Genomic DNA, 14,920 nt, shown 5'->3' on the forward strand with positions numbered 1-14,920 from the left:
GGGAAGCGTTCAGACCTCTGCCGCGAGATTCGATGCCTCGACTTCGAACAGTCGGGCCTCACAGTCCTCGCACGTGACCGCGACTACGTCGACGGTCCGACAGCAGGACTCGACGACCTCCTGTCCGAACCGGACCTGGCCGTCACAGGCCGGACAGCGCTCGACGAACAGGCGGAGGCCGGCCAGCAACTGGCCGCGTCCCGCCGCGCTCGTGTCCGCCCAGTCGTCGTAGTAGTCGGGCAGAACGCGACCGGCGGCCACGTCGGCGAGGAATGCCGCACGGGACTCCCAGCGGCCGACGGTGCGGCCGCCGCTGTGAGCGACGAACGCGTCACCGTACTCCTCGAACTCCAGGTCCGATGGTTCGATCCCGACGATATCCGCGACGGCCTCGCGGTCGGCGTCCGCGTCGCGTTCCCGCTGGACCTGCTCGCGGAATGCCTCGGCGAAGTCGGCCGTCAATCCCAGATCGCCGTGGGGTTTCTCCTCCAGGACGCCCGCCTCGACCAGTTCCCTCTCCACGTCGATGTCGGGGGTGTCTGGGCCCCCAGCCGTCTCCGTCCCCGTTGCAGCCCCGGTTTCGGCCTTGTCGAACCAGGCCAGCACGCGATCCGGGAAGTACCGTTTGGTCAGCGTCGGCGTCCCCGGAACGAGGTACCCCCGAAGGTAAATTGCGGCGACACAGACGAGGAAGACGACGGCCCCCACGCCACCCGCGACTGCGACACCATCAGCGGTGACCCAGATGGCGTAGCCGACGGCGGCGCTCGCCCCGACCGCGATGACGGTGTTGACCGCCGTGCACGGGACACAGCGGTTCTCCCCGGTGTACTCGGGGCGTCGAACCCGATCCAGTACAGTTCCCATGGTTCCCGGTACCGAAGAGTGGAAGGAAAACGTATCGGCGCGACAGATTAGTCGCGGCGGTCGCGAATCAGTTCGACTGCGTCGGCGAACCGGTCGTCCTCGGCGAGAGTCTCGAGGATCTCCTCCTCGGCGATGTCGAGCGAGTAGGCCGGACGCCCCTTCCCCGTTGGCGACTCCTTCCGTTCCTCCCCCAACAGGTCTGCCGATTCGAGTTCCGTCAGGGCGTTGATGACGCGCTGGCGCGTGACGCCGCCGGGAGCCATCTCGTCCAGTCCCTCGAACTCGTCGAGGAGGTCCTCACAGACGCCGGTCACGTCGAAGGAGTGGACGGGCACGTCGTCACGAGCCCGCAGATCGATCACCGAGAGGAGCACGAACCGGTGAAACGGATCGACGGCGTCGAGATCGGCATCGGACATATCTGAACCTTCCCCCTATCGGGTAAAGAAAGTGTGGACTTGTCGCAACGACCGGGAAGGCGGGTCAGGGACAAAGTGTGATTTCGGGCTGTTCACAGATTACGCGGGGCGAGGACGCGGTATCGGGGTCGTCGAGACGCGAGACGATCGCGGCGAACGTGAGGGTGTCGAACCGTCCGATCTCCGACGGGCCGAGGAGGCCACAGGTGAACGTCAGCGGCGCGGTGTGGCCGACCCTGCGGACGAGTCCGACTGCGACCCGACAGCAATCACAGGTTATCGTCGAGGGCGGCCCGTCCTCGTCCGTCTCGCTCGATGTCGCCAGCGCGCGGGCGACGTCGATCCGCTGCTGGTCGAGGGCCCGGCTGTCGGTGCGGTAGACTGTCGCGGCTTCGGGTCGGTCGTCCGCGTTCCGGGTCGTGTACTCCAGGGCGGCGACCGGTCGCGTGCCGCGGTTCGGGTGGTGGCTGACCGTGAGGTGGGCCGTGTCGGTCTGCAGGGTGTCCACGTCGAACGTGACGACCTCGCGGACCCGATCGCCGTCGGTGACGCGGGCCGCCGTCGTCGTCTCGGGGATCGGACGAATCCGGCTGTGGCGTTTGCGAGCCACGTCCAGCAGTCGTGCGTACTCGTCGGTCCGGCGCGCCCGGATGGCCACCCCGTTCGCCGCGTCCCCGGCCAGCCACTCCACGTCGATCTCGCGGTCGGGATCCCGCGTCGCGGCGTCGGGAAACAGCGCTGCCACGGCCCCCGCGCTGTCCGCCCGGAGCACGAGTCGTGCGGCGATGCCCCGCTCCCCCGCCGGCCCCATTCCGCCGAGGGTGCGCCACAGCCCACCGACGCCGTCCGCGTCGTCCGGCAGCACGCCGTGGCCAGCTCGGAACCAGTCGTCCGTCGTATCGTCGTGCGTGTCGTCCATCGTGAATTCGAATGAAACAGTGTTCTGCACTGATATTATCTTACTGTCCGTGCATCCGGACCGGGTCCTGAGGAAGCGGGTCAGCTGTCACCGAACGTCGCCGATGTGTGGCGATATCGTCTGACGCGTGTCCGCCGGAACGACGACAGGCTGCTCGTCGTTACATTCTGGCCTAGAAAAATTATTACAACAGTAGCAAATACGGCGGTACATGTCACGACCGTCGCCGGCCGAGGTCGCTTCGGTTCTCTCGAAGCGGGCGGAGGTACTGGACACCATCCGCGAGCGACCGCGCTCGAAGTCGGAGATCAGCGAGGCGGTCGAGGTGTCGCGGTCGACCGTCGATCGGGCGATCGACGAACTGGACGACTACGATATCGTCGAGCGATCACCGCCGGACGGCTACCGGCAGACCGAACTCGGCTCGCTCCTCTCGGCCGCCCGCGACTCCTTCTGGAACAGTATCGAGGGCGTCTACGCGGCGTCGGCCGTCGAATCGACGTTCCCGAGGGGTGAGCTGGGGGAACACGCCGTGTTCGACGGTGCCGAGATCGTCCGGCCGAAGCCCCACGAACCCGACCGCCCGCTCCAGCACCTCCTCGACCGCGTCGAGACGGCCGACCGGTTCCGCGGGGTCACCCCGGTCGTCCTCGGCCAGCTCGTCGACGCATGTCACGAACGGATCGCGACCGGACAGCTGGACCTCGAACTCGTGGTGACCCAGGAGGTACTGAACTGTCTCCGATCGCGGTACCGCGAGCGGATGCCGGTCGTCCTCTCGGAGTCAGACATCCGGCGTTACGCGGACGGGGCGCCGTTCCCGTTCGGGCTGGGCGTCTTCGACTGCGGGGAGCGCCGGGTCGCCGTCCTCATTCTCTGTAGCAGGAACGGTATCGGCGGTGTCGTCGAGAACGACAGCCGAGTCGCCGTCGGCTGGGCGACCCGGCTGTTCGAGGAGACCGCGGCCGCCGCGACGCCCATCTTCGCCGACTGACCGGCGCAGGTGGCGACGGCAGAAACGGCGAATCCGACCGACTAGACCGACTCGGCGTCAGTCGGAATGGTCTCGCCCTCCACGTCGGCGGTTCCGACGTGTTCGGCGACGGTGCGGCGGTTTATCGCACCGACGCGGTCCGAGACCGAGTCGACGAACGAAAAGAGGTCGTCGCGGATCTCGCTGTCCTCGTCGCGGATCGTCGGCCCGTCGCTCTCGGCACTGTCGAAATCGGGATGGACGGGGAGCTTCGAGAGCGTGGGCACGTCGTAGTCCTCACTGATCTCGTCGGCACCGCCCGACCCGAACACCTCGTGGGTCTCCTCGCAGTTCGGACAGTGGTAGCCGCTCATGTTCTCGACGACGCCCAGCACGGGCGTGTCGTGCTCGTCGAACAGTTTGAGCCCCTTCCGGGCGTCGGCGACTGCCATCTCCTGTGGCGTCGTCACGATGACGACGCCGGCGACGGGCAGCGTCTGGAGCAGGTTCAGCGACGCGTCGCCGGTCCCCGGCGGGAGGTCGACGACGAGGTAGTCGAGTCGGCCCCACTGGACCTCGTCGATGAACTTCATCATCACGTTGTTGACCATCGGGCCGCGCATCACCGCCGGGTCGTCGTTGTCGGGCATGAGGTGGTCGGTGCTCATCACCATCACGCCGTCGGAGCGGGGCGGCACGATGTCCTCGTTGGGCGTCACGCCCGGTTCGTCCTCGGTCGGGAGGATCCGCGGGACGTTCGGGCCGTGCACGTCGGCGTCGAGGATGCCGACGCGGGCCCCGCGGTCGTTGAGCCCGGCCGCGAGGTTCGCGGCGACGGTGGTCTTCCCGACGCCGCCCTTCCCGGAAGCGACGGCGATGACGTTCTTCACGCCGGGCAGGATCGACTCGTCGAACCCGATCTCCTCGCCGACGCGGGCGGTCAGGTCGGGTTCGAGCCCGGCTTCCTCGACGGTGTCCCGGATCGCGTTCCCGATGTCTATTTCGGCCGGCGAGTACGGCGCGTTGAACGCCAGCGACACCGAGGCGGTGCCGTCGTCGATCCGGATGTCGTTTACGAGCCCCATCGAGACGATGTCGTCGTCGTTCTGGGGATCCGTTACCTCGGCCAGTCTGTCTTCGAGTTCCGCTTCGGTGAGTGTCATGGGTGTGTGGTGTCTCCGCCGTGGTTTGCGCGCGATACCGGGCCTGTTCCTCAGAAGAACAGGACGTCGATCACCATCGTGGCGACGAAGAGGCCGCCCCACAGCGACGTCGTCATCCCGACGACGTAGCCGACGCCGAGCAGTCCCTTCTTCGTGTCACTGGGGTCCCCGAGGAACCACGCCGCGATCATGATATACACCGGCACCAGCACGATGCCGAAGATCAGGTACGTGCCGGGACCCACGAACGGGAGCGTGTACTCGGGCGAACTCGCGAGTGGCATCATTCGTGATCACCTCCGTCGTGTTCGTCCTGAATGGCGTGCAGTTCGACCACCGGGATCGCCTTCGAGACGATCAGGAAGAACAACGCGACGATGCCGACGGTGCCCAGCAGCGACGACAGTTCGACGACCGAGGGGACGTAGGGGCCGGGGACGCCGTCGTACAGCGCGAAGTGGGCGTGCTGGAGCCCCTCGACGACGAACAGCGTCTTCTCGATCAGGGTTCCGACGAGGACGGCGAACGAGAGGCCGACCATCACCGGAATGCTGAACAGGTGGGGCTTCAGCGCCGTCACGAAGATGTACAGCAGGGTGATCCCGACCAGTCCCAGCGCGACCCAGTAGATGGGCGTGCTGATCTTGACCTGTGTGGCGTGTCGCAGCGTCGTCGGCGCGGCGAAGATGCCGGTCAGCACCTGCTGAAGCTGGAGCCACAGGAAGATGACGCTGAAGAAGCCGAGCCACTTGGCCAGCCCCTGGAACACCGCCCGGGGGATCAGGTCCTCCCAGTCGTAGATCCAGCGGAAGGTCGCGGCGATGATGATGATCCCCGCCACCGCGGAGGTCAGCGCGATGGAGAGGAAGGACGGCCCCTGGACGCCGCCGGCCCAGCCGGCCATCGAGGGGAGCGTCGAGAACAGCCACGGGATGACGCCGCCGTGCAGGAGCAGCGGGGCCATGATGATGATCGCGAACGCGACCCACCAGACCATCCGCTCGACGATCTCGTCTTCCGTCTCGGTGTAGCCGACCATCAGCATCTTGTAGACCGGCTCCAGTTTGTCCGGGAGCCGGTCACGCAGCCGGTGGATGTCGTACCGGATGGTCAGGAGGAGATAGGTCGCCGTCAGCACGAAGTAGGCGGTGATGACGGTCACGTCCCACGCGAGCGGCGACCACTGGACGCGCCACGGCCACGCCGGCAGGACGCTCGTCACCAGCCGGTCGGGTCGCCCGACGTGGATCAGGATGTACAGCCCAGCACAGGACAGCGCCGCGATGGTCAGCAACTCGGCCATCCGGGCGACCGGCTGGTAGGTGTCCAGCCCGATGAGCCGGACCGCCGCGGACAGGATGATCCCGCCGTGGGCGATGCCGACCCACCAGATGAACGCGCCGATGTACAGCCCCCAGGGGACGCCCCCGCCCGAACCCCAGTCGGCGAGGTTCGTGACGATCAGCCCGTGCTGGAGCTGCTGGACGTAGAAGAACAGCCAGACGCCGATGGCAGCGAGCGCCACCAGTAGCGCCAGCAGGTACTTCTTGGAGGTGGACTCGATGGGGCGAACGAGCGTGTCCCGCCCCACGTCGGTCACGTCGGTACTCACGCGCTCTCACCCTCGTTGGCCGCCGCGCCCTCGCTCAGCACTCCTTCTTTGCGGTTGTCGACCAGCCCGACGTCCTCGTATTCGACCGGGCCCTCGACCTGTTCGGCGTGCTGGGACGGCGAGTTGCCGATGTATTTGACGTTTGGGTTGGTCCCGCGCTCTTCCATCAGCTCGAACGTCGAGACGGTGTGGTCCTTCCGGTTGGGGTAGGTCGACTGGTCGTTCTCCTGCTCGCCCTTGTACTCCTCTAGGTGCTGGTTGGGCGCGCTCTCGGGGTCGTTGAGGTCGCCGAAGTGGATGGCGTCCATGGCACACGCGTCCTCGCAGGCGGTGGTGCCGATCTTGTCCTCGCCCATCTGGCCGTCCTGGCGATCGACACAGAAGGTACACTTGCCCATCGCACCCTTCGGCGGGCGGGCACCGACCCACTTCCCGCGCTCGTCGATCTGGTGCTCGTCGTCGATCTCCGACTCGGGCACGTCGGGTTCGCCCCACTGGAAGTAGTTGACTCCGTAGGGGCAGGACACCTCGCAGTACCGACAGCCGATACAGATGTCGTAGTCGGTGAGCACGAGGCCGTCCTGTTCGCGGGTGTGGCGCGCGCCGACGGGACAGACCTTCGTACACGGCGAGTCGGTGCAGTGCTGGCAGGGCCGGACGAGGAAGTTCTCGTCGCCCTGATCCTCGTCTTCGTAGGTGAAGACGTACATCCAGTTGGCGCCGCGGGAGGTGCCGTGTTCCTCCTGACAGGCGACCACGCAGGCCAGACACCCGTCGCAGTTGTTGAGGTTGATCGTCATCCCGTATCGAGTGCCGTCGCCACTGGACTCCTCCTCGGCCGCGGAGGCACCGCCCCCGCCGGCACTCGTGATCATCCCGAGCGCGAGCGCGGCCGCACCGCCTTTCTTCATCACCTCCCTGCGCGAGAGGTCCTTCCCGTCGGCGAGTTCGGTGAGGCGATCTCTAAGCGTCCCGTCCTCGACGGCCTCGTCGAGGGAGTTCGCTTCGAGTCCTTCCAGCAACTCGTCGAGTTCGCGGTCGTCCTCGCCGAACTCCTCTAGGATTCGCTCGTGGTACTTCCGGTAGAACTCAGCCTCGTTCATCTCGCCTGCCGTGACGCGCTGGGCGTCTTTGCCCATCTCCATCCCGAGTTCCGTGTCGTACTCGGTGTCGTCGAGCAGGCGCTCCATGCGCTCTTCCTCGTCGTCGTCGAACGATATCGGTGAATCGTCTCCTGTCATAGCTGATCTCGGTCACGCGTCCGTCCGCGCCGGCGACACGGGGTGCCGGTGATCCCACCATGCAACGGACGACACGATCGCTCCATTGTTCGACCGTCACCCGATCTGTGGAAGGGACGGAAAAGAACGCGCAGGGGCGTTTTCACCGGCTGGGACTGGCGCCGAATATATTCGACGGGAGTCACATAGGGAAAGCGAGCAAATCGGGCCGGACGTATCGCGAAGCTTTACCGCCGCGGGGGTCCGATGCCCGGGCATGACCGACGACGCGTGGTTCGCCGGCCTCGACCCGGGAGATACCGGGGGAGGGGCGAGACGAATCCGTGAGGGCAGCGCCGAATCACCAGCCGACTGGCCCGAACTGGCCGTCGATGCCGGCTTCGCGGCCGACAAGGCGGAGTACTACGAGCGCCTGCGCGAAGCGACGCTCGACGCCGGCCGCGCGGCCGTCACCGAACGCGAGGGAGCCGAAGATCAGCAACTCGTCCACGCCGTCCGCGCCATGGACGACTGCCGGCGACAGGCCAACGAACTCGCCGAGCGGGTCGCCGAGTGGGGCGGCAGTCGCTTCGAGGACGCGGGGACAGGCGTGGAGTACGCGCGTGAACTCGCGGAGCGCGACCCCGAGACAGCGGGTGACAGACGAGCGGTCTCGCTGGCCCGGCGAGTCGTCGAACTGGACGAGGAGGCCGACGCGCTCCGGGAGTACGTCGAGACGACGACGCCCGAGATCGCGCCGAACCTCGCGGCGCTGGCGGGGCCGGTGCTGGCGGCGCGACTCCTCTCGCTGGCTGGCGGACTGGAGTCGCTGGCCAAGAAACCCAGCGGCACGGTGCAGGTACTCGGGGCCGAGGACGCGCTGTTCGCGCACCTTCGCGGGGACGCCCCCTCGCCCAAGCACGGGATCATCTACACGCACGACGCCGTCCGCGGGACACGACCCGAGGACCGGGGGTCGGCGTCCCGCGCGCTCGCCGGAAAACTCTCCATCGCCGCCCGGATCGACCACTACAGCGGCGACCGGCGACCCGACCTCGAAGCGGACCTGAACGACCGCATCGCGACCATCCAGGCGCGAGCCGAGGAGGGGGAGGGCAACGATGAGTGACCTGCCCGAGGGGGTCGAGCGGCGAGAGATCGACGGCGAGACCGGACTCGCAACGCGGGGACCGCCGGCCTACGGCGAGCCGACCGACGAGGGGTGGCGGCGCTGGAACCCGCGCCGGTCGAAACTCGGCGCGACCTTCGAACTCGGTATGGACACCGGCCTCGACGGCGGCGAGACGGTCCTCTATCTCGGCGCGGCCGCGGGGACGACCGTGAGCCACGTCGCGGACTTCGCGGGACCGACTTACGCCGTCGAGTTCGCGGCCCGGCCCGTCCGGGACCTGCTGGAGGTGGCCGGGGACCGCGAGCGGCTGTTCCCGTTGCTGAAGGACGCCCGGAAACCCGAGACGTACGCCCACGTCGTCGAGCCGGTCGACGCCATCGTCCAGGACGTGGCGACGCGGGGGCAGGCCGAGGTGGCGCTGGCCAACCGGGAGTTCCTGCGGGACGATGGGCGGCTCGTCATGGCCGTCAAGGCCCGGAGTGAGGACGTGACTGCCGATCCCGAAGCGGTGTTCGACGAGGTGGTCGAGACGCTGTCGGAGGGCTACGAGATTCTCGAACGCGAGCGGCTGGAGCCGTACCACGCCGATCATCTGGGAGTCGTGGCGCGGCCGCGGTGAGGGCGGCATCTCGTGGTTGGGTCCCGATCGCTCCGGAAGGGAAGGTTTAGGCCGGGGGGAGTCCAACCCGCGGAAAGATGGACCGGAGGGGCTCCGCCGAGACGTTCACCCGGATGGGAACGCTGGGCATCGAAGAGGAGTTTTTCGTCGTCGACGACCGGAACCGGCCGACCTCCGGCACGGACGACCTCGTCTACGAGTCCGAGCCGCCGGAGATACTCGACGGCCGGCTGGACCACGAACTGTTCAAGTGCGTCATCGAGACCCAGACGCCGACCATCGGTGCCGACGACCTCGACGAGGCGCGAGAGCAACTGGCCGCCGTGCGGACGGCGCTGGTCGACCACGCCGAGAGCCACGGCTACGGCATCGCCGCCGCTGGCCTGCACCCGGCCGCGAATTGGCGGGAACTCGAACACGCCGAGAAACCGCGGTACAAATCACAGCTCGACCGGATCCAGTACCCCCAACACCGGAACACGACCGCGGGACTGCACGTCCACGTCGGCGTCGACGACGCTGACAAGGCGGTGTGGGTCGCCAACGAGATCCGCTGGCATCTCCCGATCATGCTGGCGCTGTCGGCCAACTCGCCGTACTGGTGTGGGTTCGACACCGGCCTCCACTCCGCGCGGGCGAAGATCTTCGAGGCGCTGCCGAACACCGGCGTCCCGACGGCCTTCGAATCCTACGAGGCGTTCGACGAGTTCGAGCGCACGATGGTCGAGACCGGGTCGATCGAGGACCGCGGGGAGTTGTGGTACGACGTACGGCCCCACTCCGGGCTCGGGACCGTGGAGGTCCGGACGCCCGACGGCCAGGCCGACGAGGAAACGGTCATGGCGTTCGTCGAGTACACGCACGCGCTGGTGACCGACCTCGCCGAACGGTACGAGGACGGCGAGACCGGGCGAAAACACCGCCGTGAGGCCCTGGACGAGAACAAGTGGCGCGCGATTCGGCACGGCCACGAGGCCGAACTGCTCTCCCGTGACCTCGAAGAGACCGTCGACCTGGGCGAACTGGTCGACCGCGAGTGCGAGCGCCTGGGCGTCAGCGGGATCGGGGACGTGTACGACGCGGAGAGCGGGGCGGAGAAGCAGCGTCGGCTCCTGGACGAGGCGGGGATGGACGAACTCTGTCGCGAACTCCGATTGTAGCCAAGGGTTTTTACCCGGCAACGGCCTTCCGTCGGAATAGAAGCAACTCATGTCTACAGACGACGGGCCATCCGAACCCGAAGAGGAGGGACTGGACGTGACCGACGGCGACGGGAGCGTCCGCGAGCGACTGGAAGAGGAGACCGACAGGGCGGTCGAACGGTTCGACGACGGCGTCGTCGACCTGCTGTCCTGGGTGCTCGACACCGAGACGCGGGCGCGAATCTACGTCTACCTGCGCCAGCACCCCGACAGCACGAGCGACGAGGTCGCCGAGGGGACGGGCCTGTACCCGAGTACCGTCCGCGAGGCGCTGGCGGAACTCCACGGGGAGGATCGGGTGAGTCGGCGCAAGCGCGAGAGCGACGGCGCGGGGAACAACCCCTACGAGTACACCGCTATCGCGCCGAGCGAACTGGTGTCGAACATCGCGGGGGACGTGCAGTCGGAGCTGAACACGGTGTTCAATCTGGACGATCACCTCGGCGATGGCGGGGGCGAATCGACGGACGGGGCCGACGAGCCGGTGACGATCACCGTCGAGGAATCGGAGCAGTGACGACCCGCGAGGAGGCGGGGCAATCCGAAGCCACTTTACCCTGAGGGGACCATGCCCGGAGATATGAAGGTCGCGCTGGGCGGGACGTTCGACCCCGTACACGATGGGCACCGTGCGCTGTTCGAGCGCGCGTTCGAACTCGGTGACGTCACCGTCGGGCTCACGAGCGACGAACTCGCACCGAAGACCCGCGACGAGGATCGACACGTCCGGACGTTCGAGCAACGCCGGCGCGATCTCGACGCGGAACTCGCCAAATTCGCCGAGGAGTTCGACCGCGAGTTCGAGATCCGCAAACTGACCGAACCCACAGGTATCGCTACCGAACCGCAGTTCGATTACCTCATCGTCTCCCCCGAGACCGAGACGGGCGGTCGCCGCATCAACGAGATCCGTCGCGAGAACGGCGACGCCCCCCTCGAAATCGAAGTCGTCGAACACGTCTACGCCGACGACGGCGACGTCATCTCCTCGACCCGAATCGTCAAAGGCGAGATCGACGAACACGGGAACCTCACGCCCGACCGGGACGGCCGCCCCAAGCGGGAGACAGAAACCTGACTCACCAGTCCGGGGCGTCCAGTCCCGTGCGTTCGAGTAACTCCTTCCACCGCTGCTGGACCGAGAGCCGCGAGACACCCACAGCGTCGGCCACCGCACCCTGTGACCGCCGGTCGCCCGTCACGAGCGTCGCGACGTAGAGGCTGGCCGCCATCGTCGGCCGCTTCGACCGGTCGCTGTCGGGTAGCGTCGTAAGGAAGAGGTCGGCTGCCCGGGTTCGTGCCTCGTCGTCGAGATCGAGGCTGTCGGCCGCCGCCTCGAGTTCGGCGAGCCACTCCTCGTTGTCCACCTCGTCGCTGGCCCGATACACACCCGTCCGTTGTCCGGCCACGAGTATAAACGCTGTCGCCACCTTCACACGTGTATGACCGGCACGGTCGAACGGATCTGGGTGACCGAGGCGGAGGGGGAACCGATGGAGGCCGTCGAGAGCGTCCGCGCCGTGCCCGGCGGGCTGGAAGGCGACCGCTACTGCCGGGGCACCGGCTACTACTCCGGATTCGACGAGTGCGAGGTGACGCTGATCGAGGCCGAGGCAATCGGGCGCATCCGCGACCGCCACGACATCGACCTGACCGACGGGCGACACCGCCGGAACGTGGTGACCCGGGGCGTCGACGTGCACGACCTGCTCGACCGTCGGTTCGGAATCGGCGACGCGACGTTCGAGGGGACCCGTCCGCGGCCACCCTGCGCCCACGTCGAACAGGTCGCCGACGAGGAGGGCGTCGCCAAATCCCTGAGCGGCGACCGCGGTGGGATCTGTGCCCGCGTGGTCGACGGCGGTGAGTTCGCGGCCGGCGACGGGATCGAGATCGGCGAGTCGACAGCGCCCGACCCCGACGGTCTGGCCGAGGCGATCAAAGAGCGGCGGTCGTAAGTCACCAGGGTGTAACTTTGTCGACCACCCACGGCAGCGGGGGCTGCTCGAAGGGCCACGCGCCACAGGTCGGCTCGTGGAGGGTCCCGCCGGTGGCGTGTACGAACGCGCGTTGTTTCTTGTCCATCCGGTAGTGACAGGTGGCCGGCCGTCGCTGTTCCCAGTAGATCGTCTCCATCGACGGGAACTCCGGCGGTCGTTCGGCCAGCGGTCCGTACTCGACGGTGCCCCACGACTCCTGGATCTCGCGGATCTCGTCACGGACCGGCGTCGTCCCGCCCTCGTTCCAGTGGAGACTCGACGCGACGAGGACGAGGACGAGACCCAGCAGCAGCGTCCGCCGGGCGGGAGTCGGGGCCTCGGCGACGACGGCACCGACACCGAGCGCGGCGAACGGAGCGGCCAGCACTGCGTCGATCGCACCGGCCATCTCGACGAAAAAGAGCAACTGGTAGGCGACGCCGCCGACGACGACCCACCAGTACTGCGACCAGTCACCTTTGGCGCCGAGGTACCAGCCGTAGACGCCGGCCGGGAACAGGACGACCCCCCACCCGAGTTCGTAGATCGGTTCCAGCAGTCGGCTCACCAGCGAGTATTCCCCCGCGCCGTACAGCGGTGTGAGGACGACCTCGACGAACAGCGGTGTGAGATTTCCGGTGAGTACGAACGGCGCGAGGACGACCGCGGTGACAGTCAACCCGCCCGCGAGCGAGCGCTCGAGTCCCACACGGTCACCGTCGACGTAGTTCATCGCGACCACGAGGAGGGCCAGCGGTGCTCCGAGGTGCCAGAACCCGGCCGTGACCGCGGCGGCGGCACCGCTCGGGAGCGGGCGGTCGTCGACGGCCAGCAGGAGCGCCGCCACGCCGAACGGGAAGGCCAGGTACTTCGGTCGGATCCCGGCCCAGGGGTAGGTGTACAGCGTCGTGACGACGAACATCGTCCACCCCGCTGCGACGCTGGCAACGCCGTTCCCGGTGAGCCGATAGTTGAGGACACCGACGAGCGTGACGCCCGCGACGATGGCCGCCACCGCGACGACGACGCTCAGGACGTGGAGGGCCGCCATGTTCCCGCCCGAGAGAAGGGCGAGCGTCGTCGTCACGGCGTAGATCAGCGGTGGTTTGAGGTCCCAGAAGTCGACGTAGGGGGTCGCGCCCTGCGTGATATACCAGCCGCCGTGCTGGAAGAGGGCGGAGTCGTCGCTGATGTACCAGGGGTGATCGAGGAACCGGTAGATGGTCCCCGTGGCCACGAGCGCGAGGGCACCGCCGAGCAGGACGAGGAACCAGTGGGTCTCGATCCAGTCGTGAAGTTCGCGACGGGAGCGTGGGAGGGTCACCCCCTGCATCTCTTGGTCAGGGATTCCGGTTCGTCTCCTAAGTCAGTTGGCAAACCCGCTGGCGGCGGTCAATCCACCTCGACAGACCTTTCGACCGCATCGCCAGGTGTAAATCCGAACTCTGCCAAATATCGCTATGCATGAATCTCCGTCCGAGTACTCTCGACGGGAACTCTACGCGGAGGCCGATGCATTCGTTCGCGAGTGTTACTCCGAACTGGGCCGCGAATCCGAGATCGAAGACCGACTCGACGAGATCGCGGACGAGATCGAGCGGCGCGGCCACTACGACCACACGGCTTTCGAACTCGAACACGGCGCGAAGATGGCCTGGCGCAACAGCAACCGCTGCATCGGCCGCCTGTTCTGGCAGCAGTTAACCGTCGCCGATGCACGGGATTGCGAGACGGCCCGCGAGGTACACGAGGCCTGCTGTACCCACCTCGAACGGGCACGCAACGGCGGCAATATCAAACCGTTGCTGACGGTATTCAAACCGATGATCGACGGGGACCGACAGGTCAGACTCTGGAACTACGAACTGTTGCGGTACGCCGGCTACCGGACGGCGGACGGAATCGTCGGTGATCCCGACGAAGTCGAGTTGACCGAGTACTGCCAGTCCCGCGGGTGGGAAGGCGAGGGGACCCGATTCGACATCCTGCCCCACGTGGTGCAGATCAGAGATCAGGAACCGGAGCTGTTCGAGGTCCCCGAGTCGGCCGTCGGCGAGGTACGGCTTCGCCACCCCGAGTACGCGTGGTTCGAGGACCTCGGCCTCAGGTGGTACGACGTGCCCGTCGTCTCGAACATGCGTCTGGAGATCGGCGGCATCCACTACACGGCCGCGCCGTTCAGTGGGTGGTACGTGTCGACGGAGATCGGGGCGCGAAACCTCGCGGACGAGGATCGCTACGATATGCTGCCGGCGGTCGCGGAGAAACTCGGACTCGATACGGGGGACGATCGGACCCTCTGGAAAGACGAGGCGCTGGTGGAGTTGAACCGTGCGGTGTTGCACTCCTTCGCGGAGGACGGCGTCCAGATCGTCGATCACCACACCGTGACCGACCAGTTCGAGCGGTTCGAGGAGAAGGAAGCGGCGGCCGGGCGGGAGGTGACCGGCGACCGGGCGTGGCTGTTACCGCCGATGAGTTCGGCAACGACACACGTGTTCGAGAACGACTACGATAACACCGTGAAGAAACCGAACTTCTTCTATCGGAATCCACCCGCGACGTTGAGTGAGCGGCGGGAATCGCTCGGGCGGTGACGGGGTCCGGGTCGCCTGTACGAGTTGGATGAATTTATAAGCCCATATCTCAAAGCGGGTCACGTCGGGTGGAAAGCACCCGTGAGCGCGGGTTGCCGAGCCAGGCCAAAGGCGTAGCGCTTAGGACGCTATCCCGTAGGGGTCCGCCGGTTCAAATCCGGTCCCGCGCATTCTGCTGCGAGCAAACCGCGAGCAGCAGAATCGCCAGCAGATTTGAA

16 protein-coding genes, 1 tRNA gene and 1 pseudogene are annotated in these 14,920 nt (G+C 67.0%); 9 read left to right on the forward strand and 9 right to left on the reverse strand.

Features of this window, described 5'->3' with window-relative positions; genetic code table 11:
- Positions 1 to 9 precede the first annotated feature (9 nt).
- The 3 genes from BV210_RS01415 to BV210_RS01425 all read right to left on the reverse strand — a co-directional run bounded on the left by BV210_RS01415 (position 10) and on the right by BV210_RS01425 (position 2,205).
- Positions 10 to 867 (reverse strand): hypothetical protein, encoded by an 858-nt coding sequence (locus BV210_RS01415; RefSeq protein ID WP_077204918.1) that lies wholly within the window; start codon positions 865 to 867, stop codon positions 10 to 12.
- Positions 868 to 914: 47 nt separating this feature from the next.
- Positions 915 to 1,286, reverse strand: a complete 372-nt coding sequence (locus BV210_RS01420) for a hypothetical protein (protein ID WP_077204919.1) — start codon at positions 1,284 to 1,286, stop codon at positions 915 to 917.
- Between the two features lie 64 nt (positions 1,287 to 1,350).
- Positions 1,351 to 2,205 carry a hypothetical protein gene (locus BV210_RS01425; protein WP_077204920.1) on the reverse strand — a complete coding sequence of 285 codons (855 nt, stop codon included), beginning with the start codon at positions 2,203 to 2,205 and terminating at the stop codon, positions 1,351 to 1,353.
- Positions 2,206 to 2,416: 211 nt separating this feature from the next.
- Between BV210_RS01425 and BV210_RS01430 the strand changes: the two genes are divergently transcribed.
- Positions 2,417 to 3,199: a winged helix-turn-helix domain-containing protein gene (locus tag BV210_RS01430; RefSeq protein ID WP_084802536.1), complete on the forward strand. Its 783-nt coding sequence runs from the start codon at positions 2,417 to 2,419 to the stop codon at positions 3,197 to 3,199.
- Positions 3,200 to 3,240: 41 nt separating this feature from the next.
- On the opposite strand, the gene BV210_RS01435 is transcribed toward BV210_RS01430, so the two are convergent.
- From BV210_RS01435 to BV210_RS01450, 4 genes and pseudogenes are all read right to left on the reverse strand, one after another.
- Entirely contained in the window at positions 3,241 to 4,341 is a 1,101-nt protein-coding gene (locus BV210_RS01435) for an Mrp/NBP35 family ATP-binding protein (protein ID WP_077204921.1), read from the reverse strand.
- Positions 4,342 to 4,391: 50 nt separating this feature from the next.
- Positions 4,392 to 4,589 (reverse strand): annotated as a pseudogene (locus tag BV210_RS01440) (hypothetical protein); the annotation flags it as partial.
- 35 nt (positions 4,590 to 4,624) lie between these two features.
- Positions 4,625 to 5,953: an NrfD/PsrC family molybdoenzyme membrane anchor subunit gene (gene nrfD, locus BV210_RS01445; protein ID WP_084802537.1), complete on the reverse strand. Its 1,329-nt coding sequence runs from the start codon at positions 5,951 to 5,953 to the stop codon at positions 4,625 to 4,627.
- Positions 5,950 to 7,194, reverse strand: a complete 1,245-nt coding sequence (locus BV210_RS01450; protein WP_077204923.1) for a 4Fe-4S ferredoxin N-terminal domain-containing protein — start codon at positions 7,192 to 7,194, stop codon at positions 5,950 to 5,952. Before BV210_RS01450 ends, nrfD begins: the two co-directional genes overlap by 4 nt.
- Positions 7,195 to 7,450: 256 nt before the next feature.
- On the opposite strand from BV210_RS01450, the gene BV210_RS01455 reads away from it, so the two are divergent.
- The 5 genes from BV210_RS01455 to BV210_RS01475 all read left to right on the forward strand — a co-directional run bounded on the left by BV210_RS01455 (position 7,451) and on the right by BV210_RS01475 (position 11,204).
- Positions 7,451 to 8,302 (forward strand): NOP5/NOP56 family protein, encoded by an 852-nt coding sequence (locus tag BV210_RS01455; protein WP_077204924.1) that lies wholly within the window; start codon positions 7,451 to 7,453, stop codon positions 8,300 to 8,302.
- Entirely contained in the window at positions 8,295 to 8,924 is a 630-nt protein-coding gene (locus BV210_RS01460; RefSeq protein ID WP_077204925.1) for a fibrillarin-like rRNA/tRNA 2'-O-methyltransferase, read from the forward strand. The genes BV210_RS01455 and BV210_RS01460 overlap by 8 nt, the downstream gene beginning before the upstream one ends.
- Positions 8,925 to 9,001: 77 nt before the next feature.
- Positions 9,002 to 10,084, forward strand: coding sequence for a glutamate--cysteine ligase (locus tag BV210_RS01465; RefSeq protein WP_077204926.1), 1,083 nt, complete (start codon positions 9,002 to 9,004; stop codon positions 10,082 to 10,084).
- Between the two features lie 49 nt (positions 10,085 to 10,133).
- The gene (locus BV210_RS01470; protein WP_077204927.1) at positions 10,134 to 10,643 is read left to right on the forward strand and encodes a winged helix-turn-helix domain-containing protein; all 510 of its coding nucleotides are present in this window, start codon (positions 10,134 to 10,136) and stop codon (positions 10,641 to 10,643) included.
- A gap of 63 nt (positions 10,644 to 10,706) precedes the next feature.
- Positions 10,707 to 11,204 (forward strand): phosphopantetheine adenylyltransferase, encoded by a 498-nt coding sequence (locus tag BV210_RS01475; protein WP_077204928.1) that lies wholly within the window; start codon positions 10,707 to 10,709, stop codon positions 11,202 to 11,204.
- A 1-nt stretch (position 11,205) separates the two neighbouring features.
- Here the strand turns inward: BV210_RS01475 and BV210_RS01480 are convergent, their stop codons facing one another.
- Positions 11,206 to 11,514, reverse strand: a complete 309-nt coding sequence (locus BV210_RS01480) for a cyclin (protein ID WP_077204929.1) — start codon at positions 11,512 to 11,514, stop codon at positions 11,206 to 11,208.
- 54 nt (positions 11,515 to 11,568) lie between these two features.
- On the opposite strand from BV210_RS01480, the gene BV210_RS01485 reads away from it, so the two are divergent.
- Positions 11,569 to 12,084 (forward strand): MOSC domain-containing protein, encoded by a 516-nt coding sequence (locus tag BV210_RS01485; protein ID WP_077204930.1) that lies wholly within the window; start codon positions 11,569 to 11,571, stop codon positions 12,082 to 12,084.
- Position 12,085: 1 nt separating this feature from the next.
- Here the strand turns inward: BV210_RS01485 and BV210_RS01490 are convergent, their stop codons facing one another.
- On the reverse strand, positions 12,086 to 13,438 hold the full coding sequence (locus BV210_RS01490; RefSeq protein WP_077204931.1) for a DolP-mannose mannosyltransferase: 1,353 nt from the start codon (positions 13,436 to 13,438) through the stop codon (positions 12,086 to 12,088).
- A gap of 127 nt (positions 13,439 to 13,565) precedes the next feature.
- Between BV210_RS01490 and BV210_RS01495 the strand changes: the two genes are divergently transcribed.
- The gene (locus BV210_RS01495; protein ID WP_077204932.1) at positions 13,566 to 14,702 is read left to right on the forward strand and encodes a nitric oxide synthase oxygenase; all 1,137 of its coding nucleotides are present in this window, start codon (positions 13,566 to 13,568) and stop codon (positions 14,700 to 14,702) included.
- 85 nt (positions 14,703 to 14,787) lie between these two features.
- Positions 14,788 to 14,872: transfer RNA gene (locus tag BV210_RS01500), tRNA-Leu, on the forward strand.
- Positions 14,873 to 14,920: the final 48 nt, after the last annotated feature.

Source organism: Halorientalis sp. IM1011 (genome assembly GCF_001989615.1).
GTDB lineage: Archaea > Halobacteriota > Halobacteria > Halobacteriales > Haloarculaceae > Halorientalis.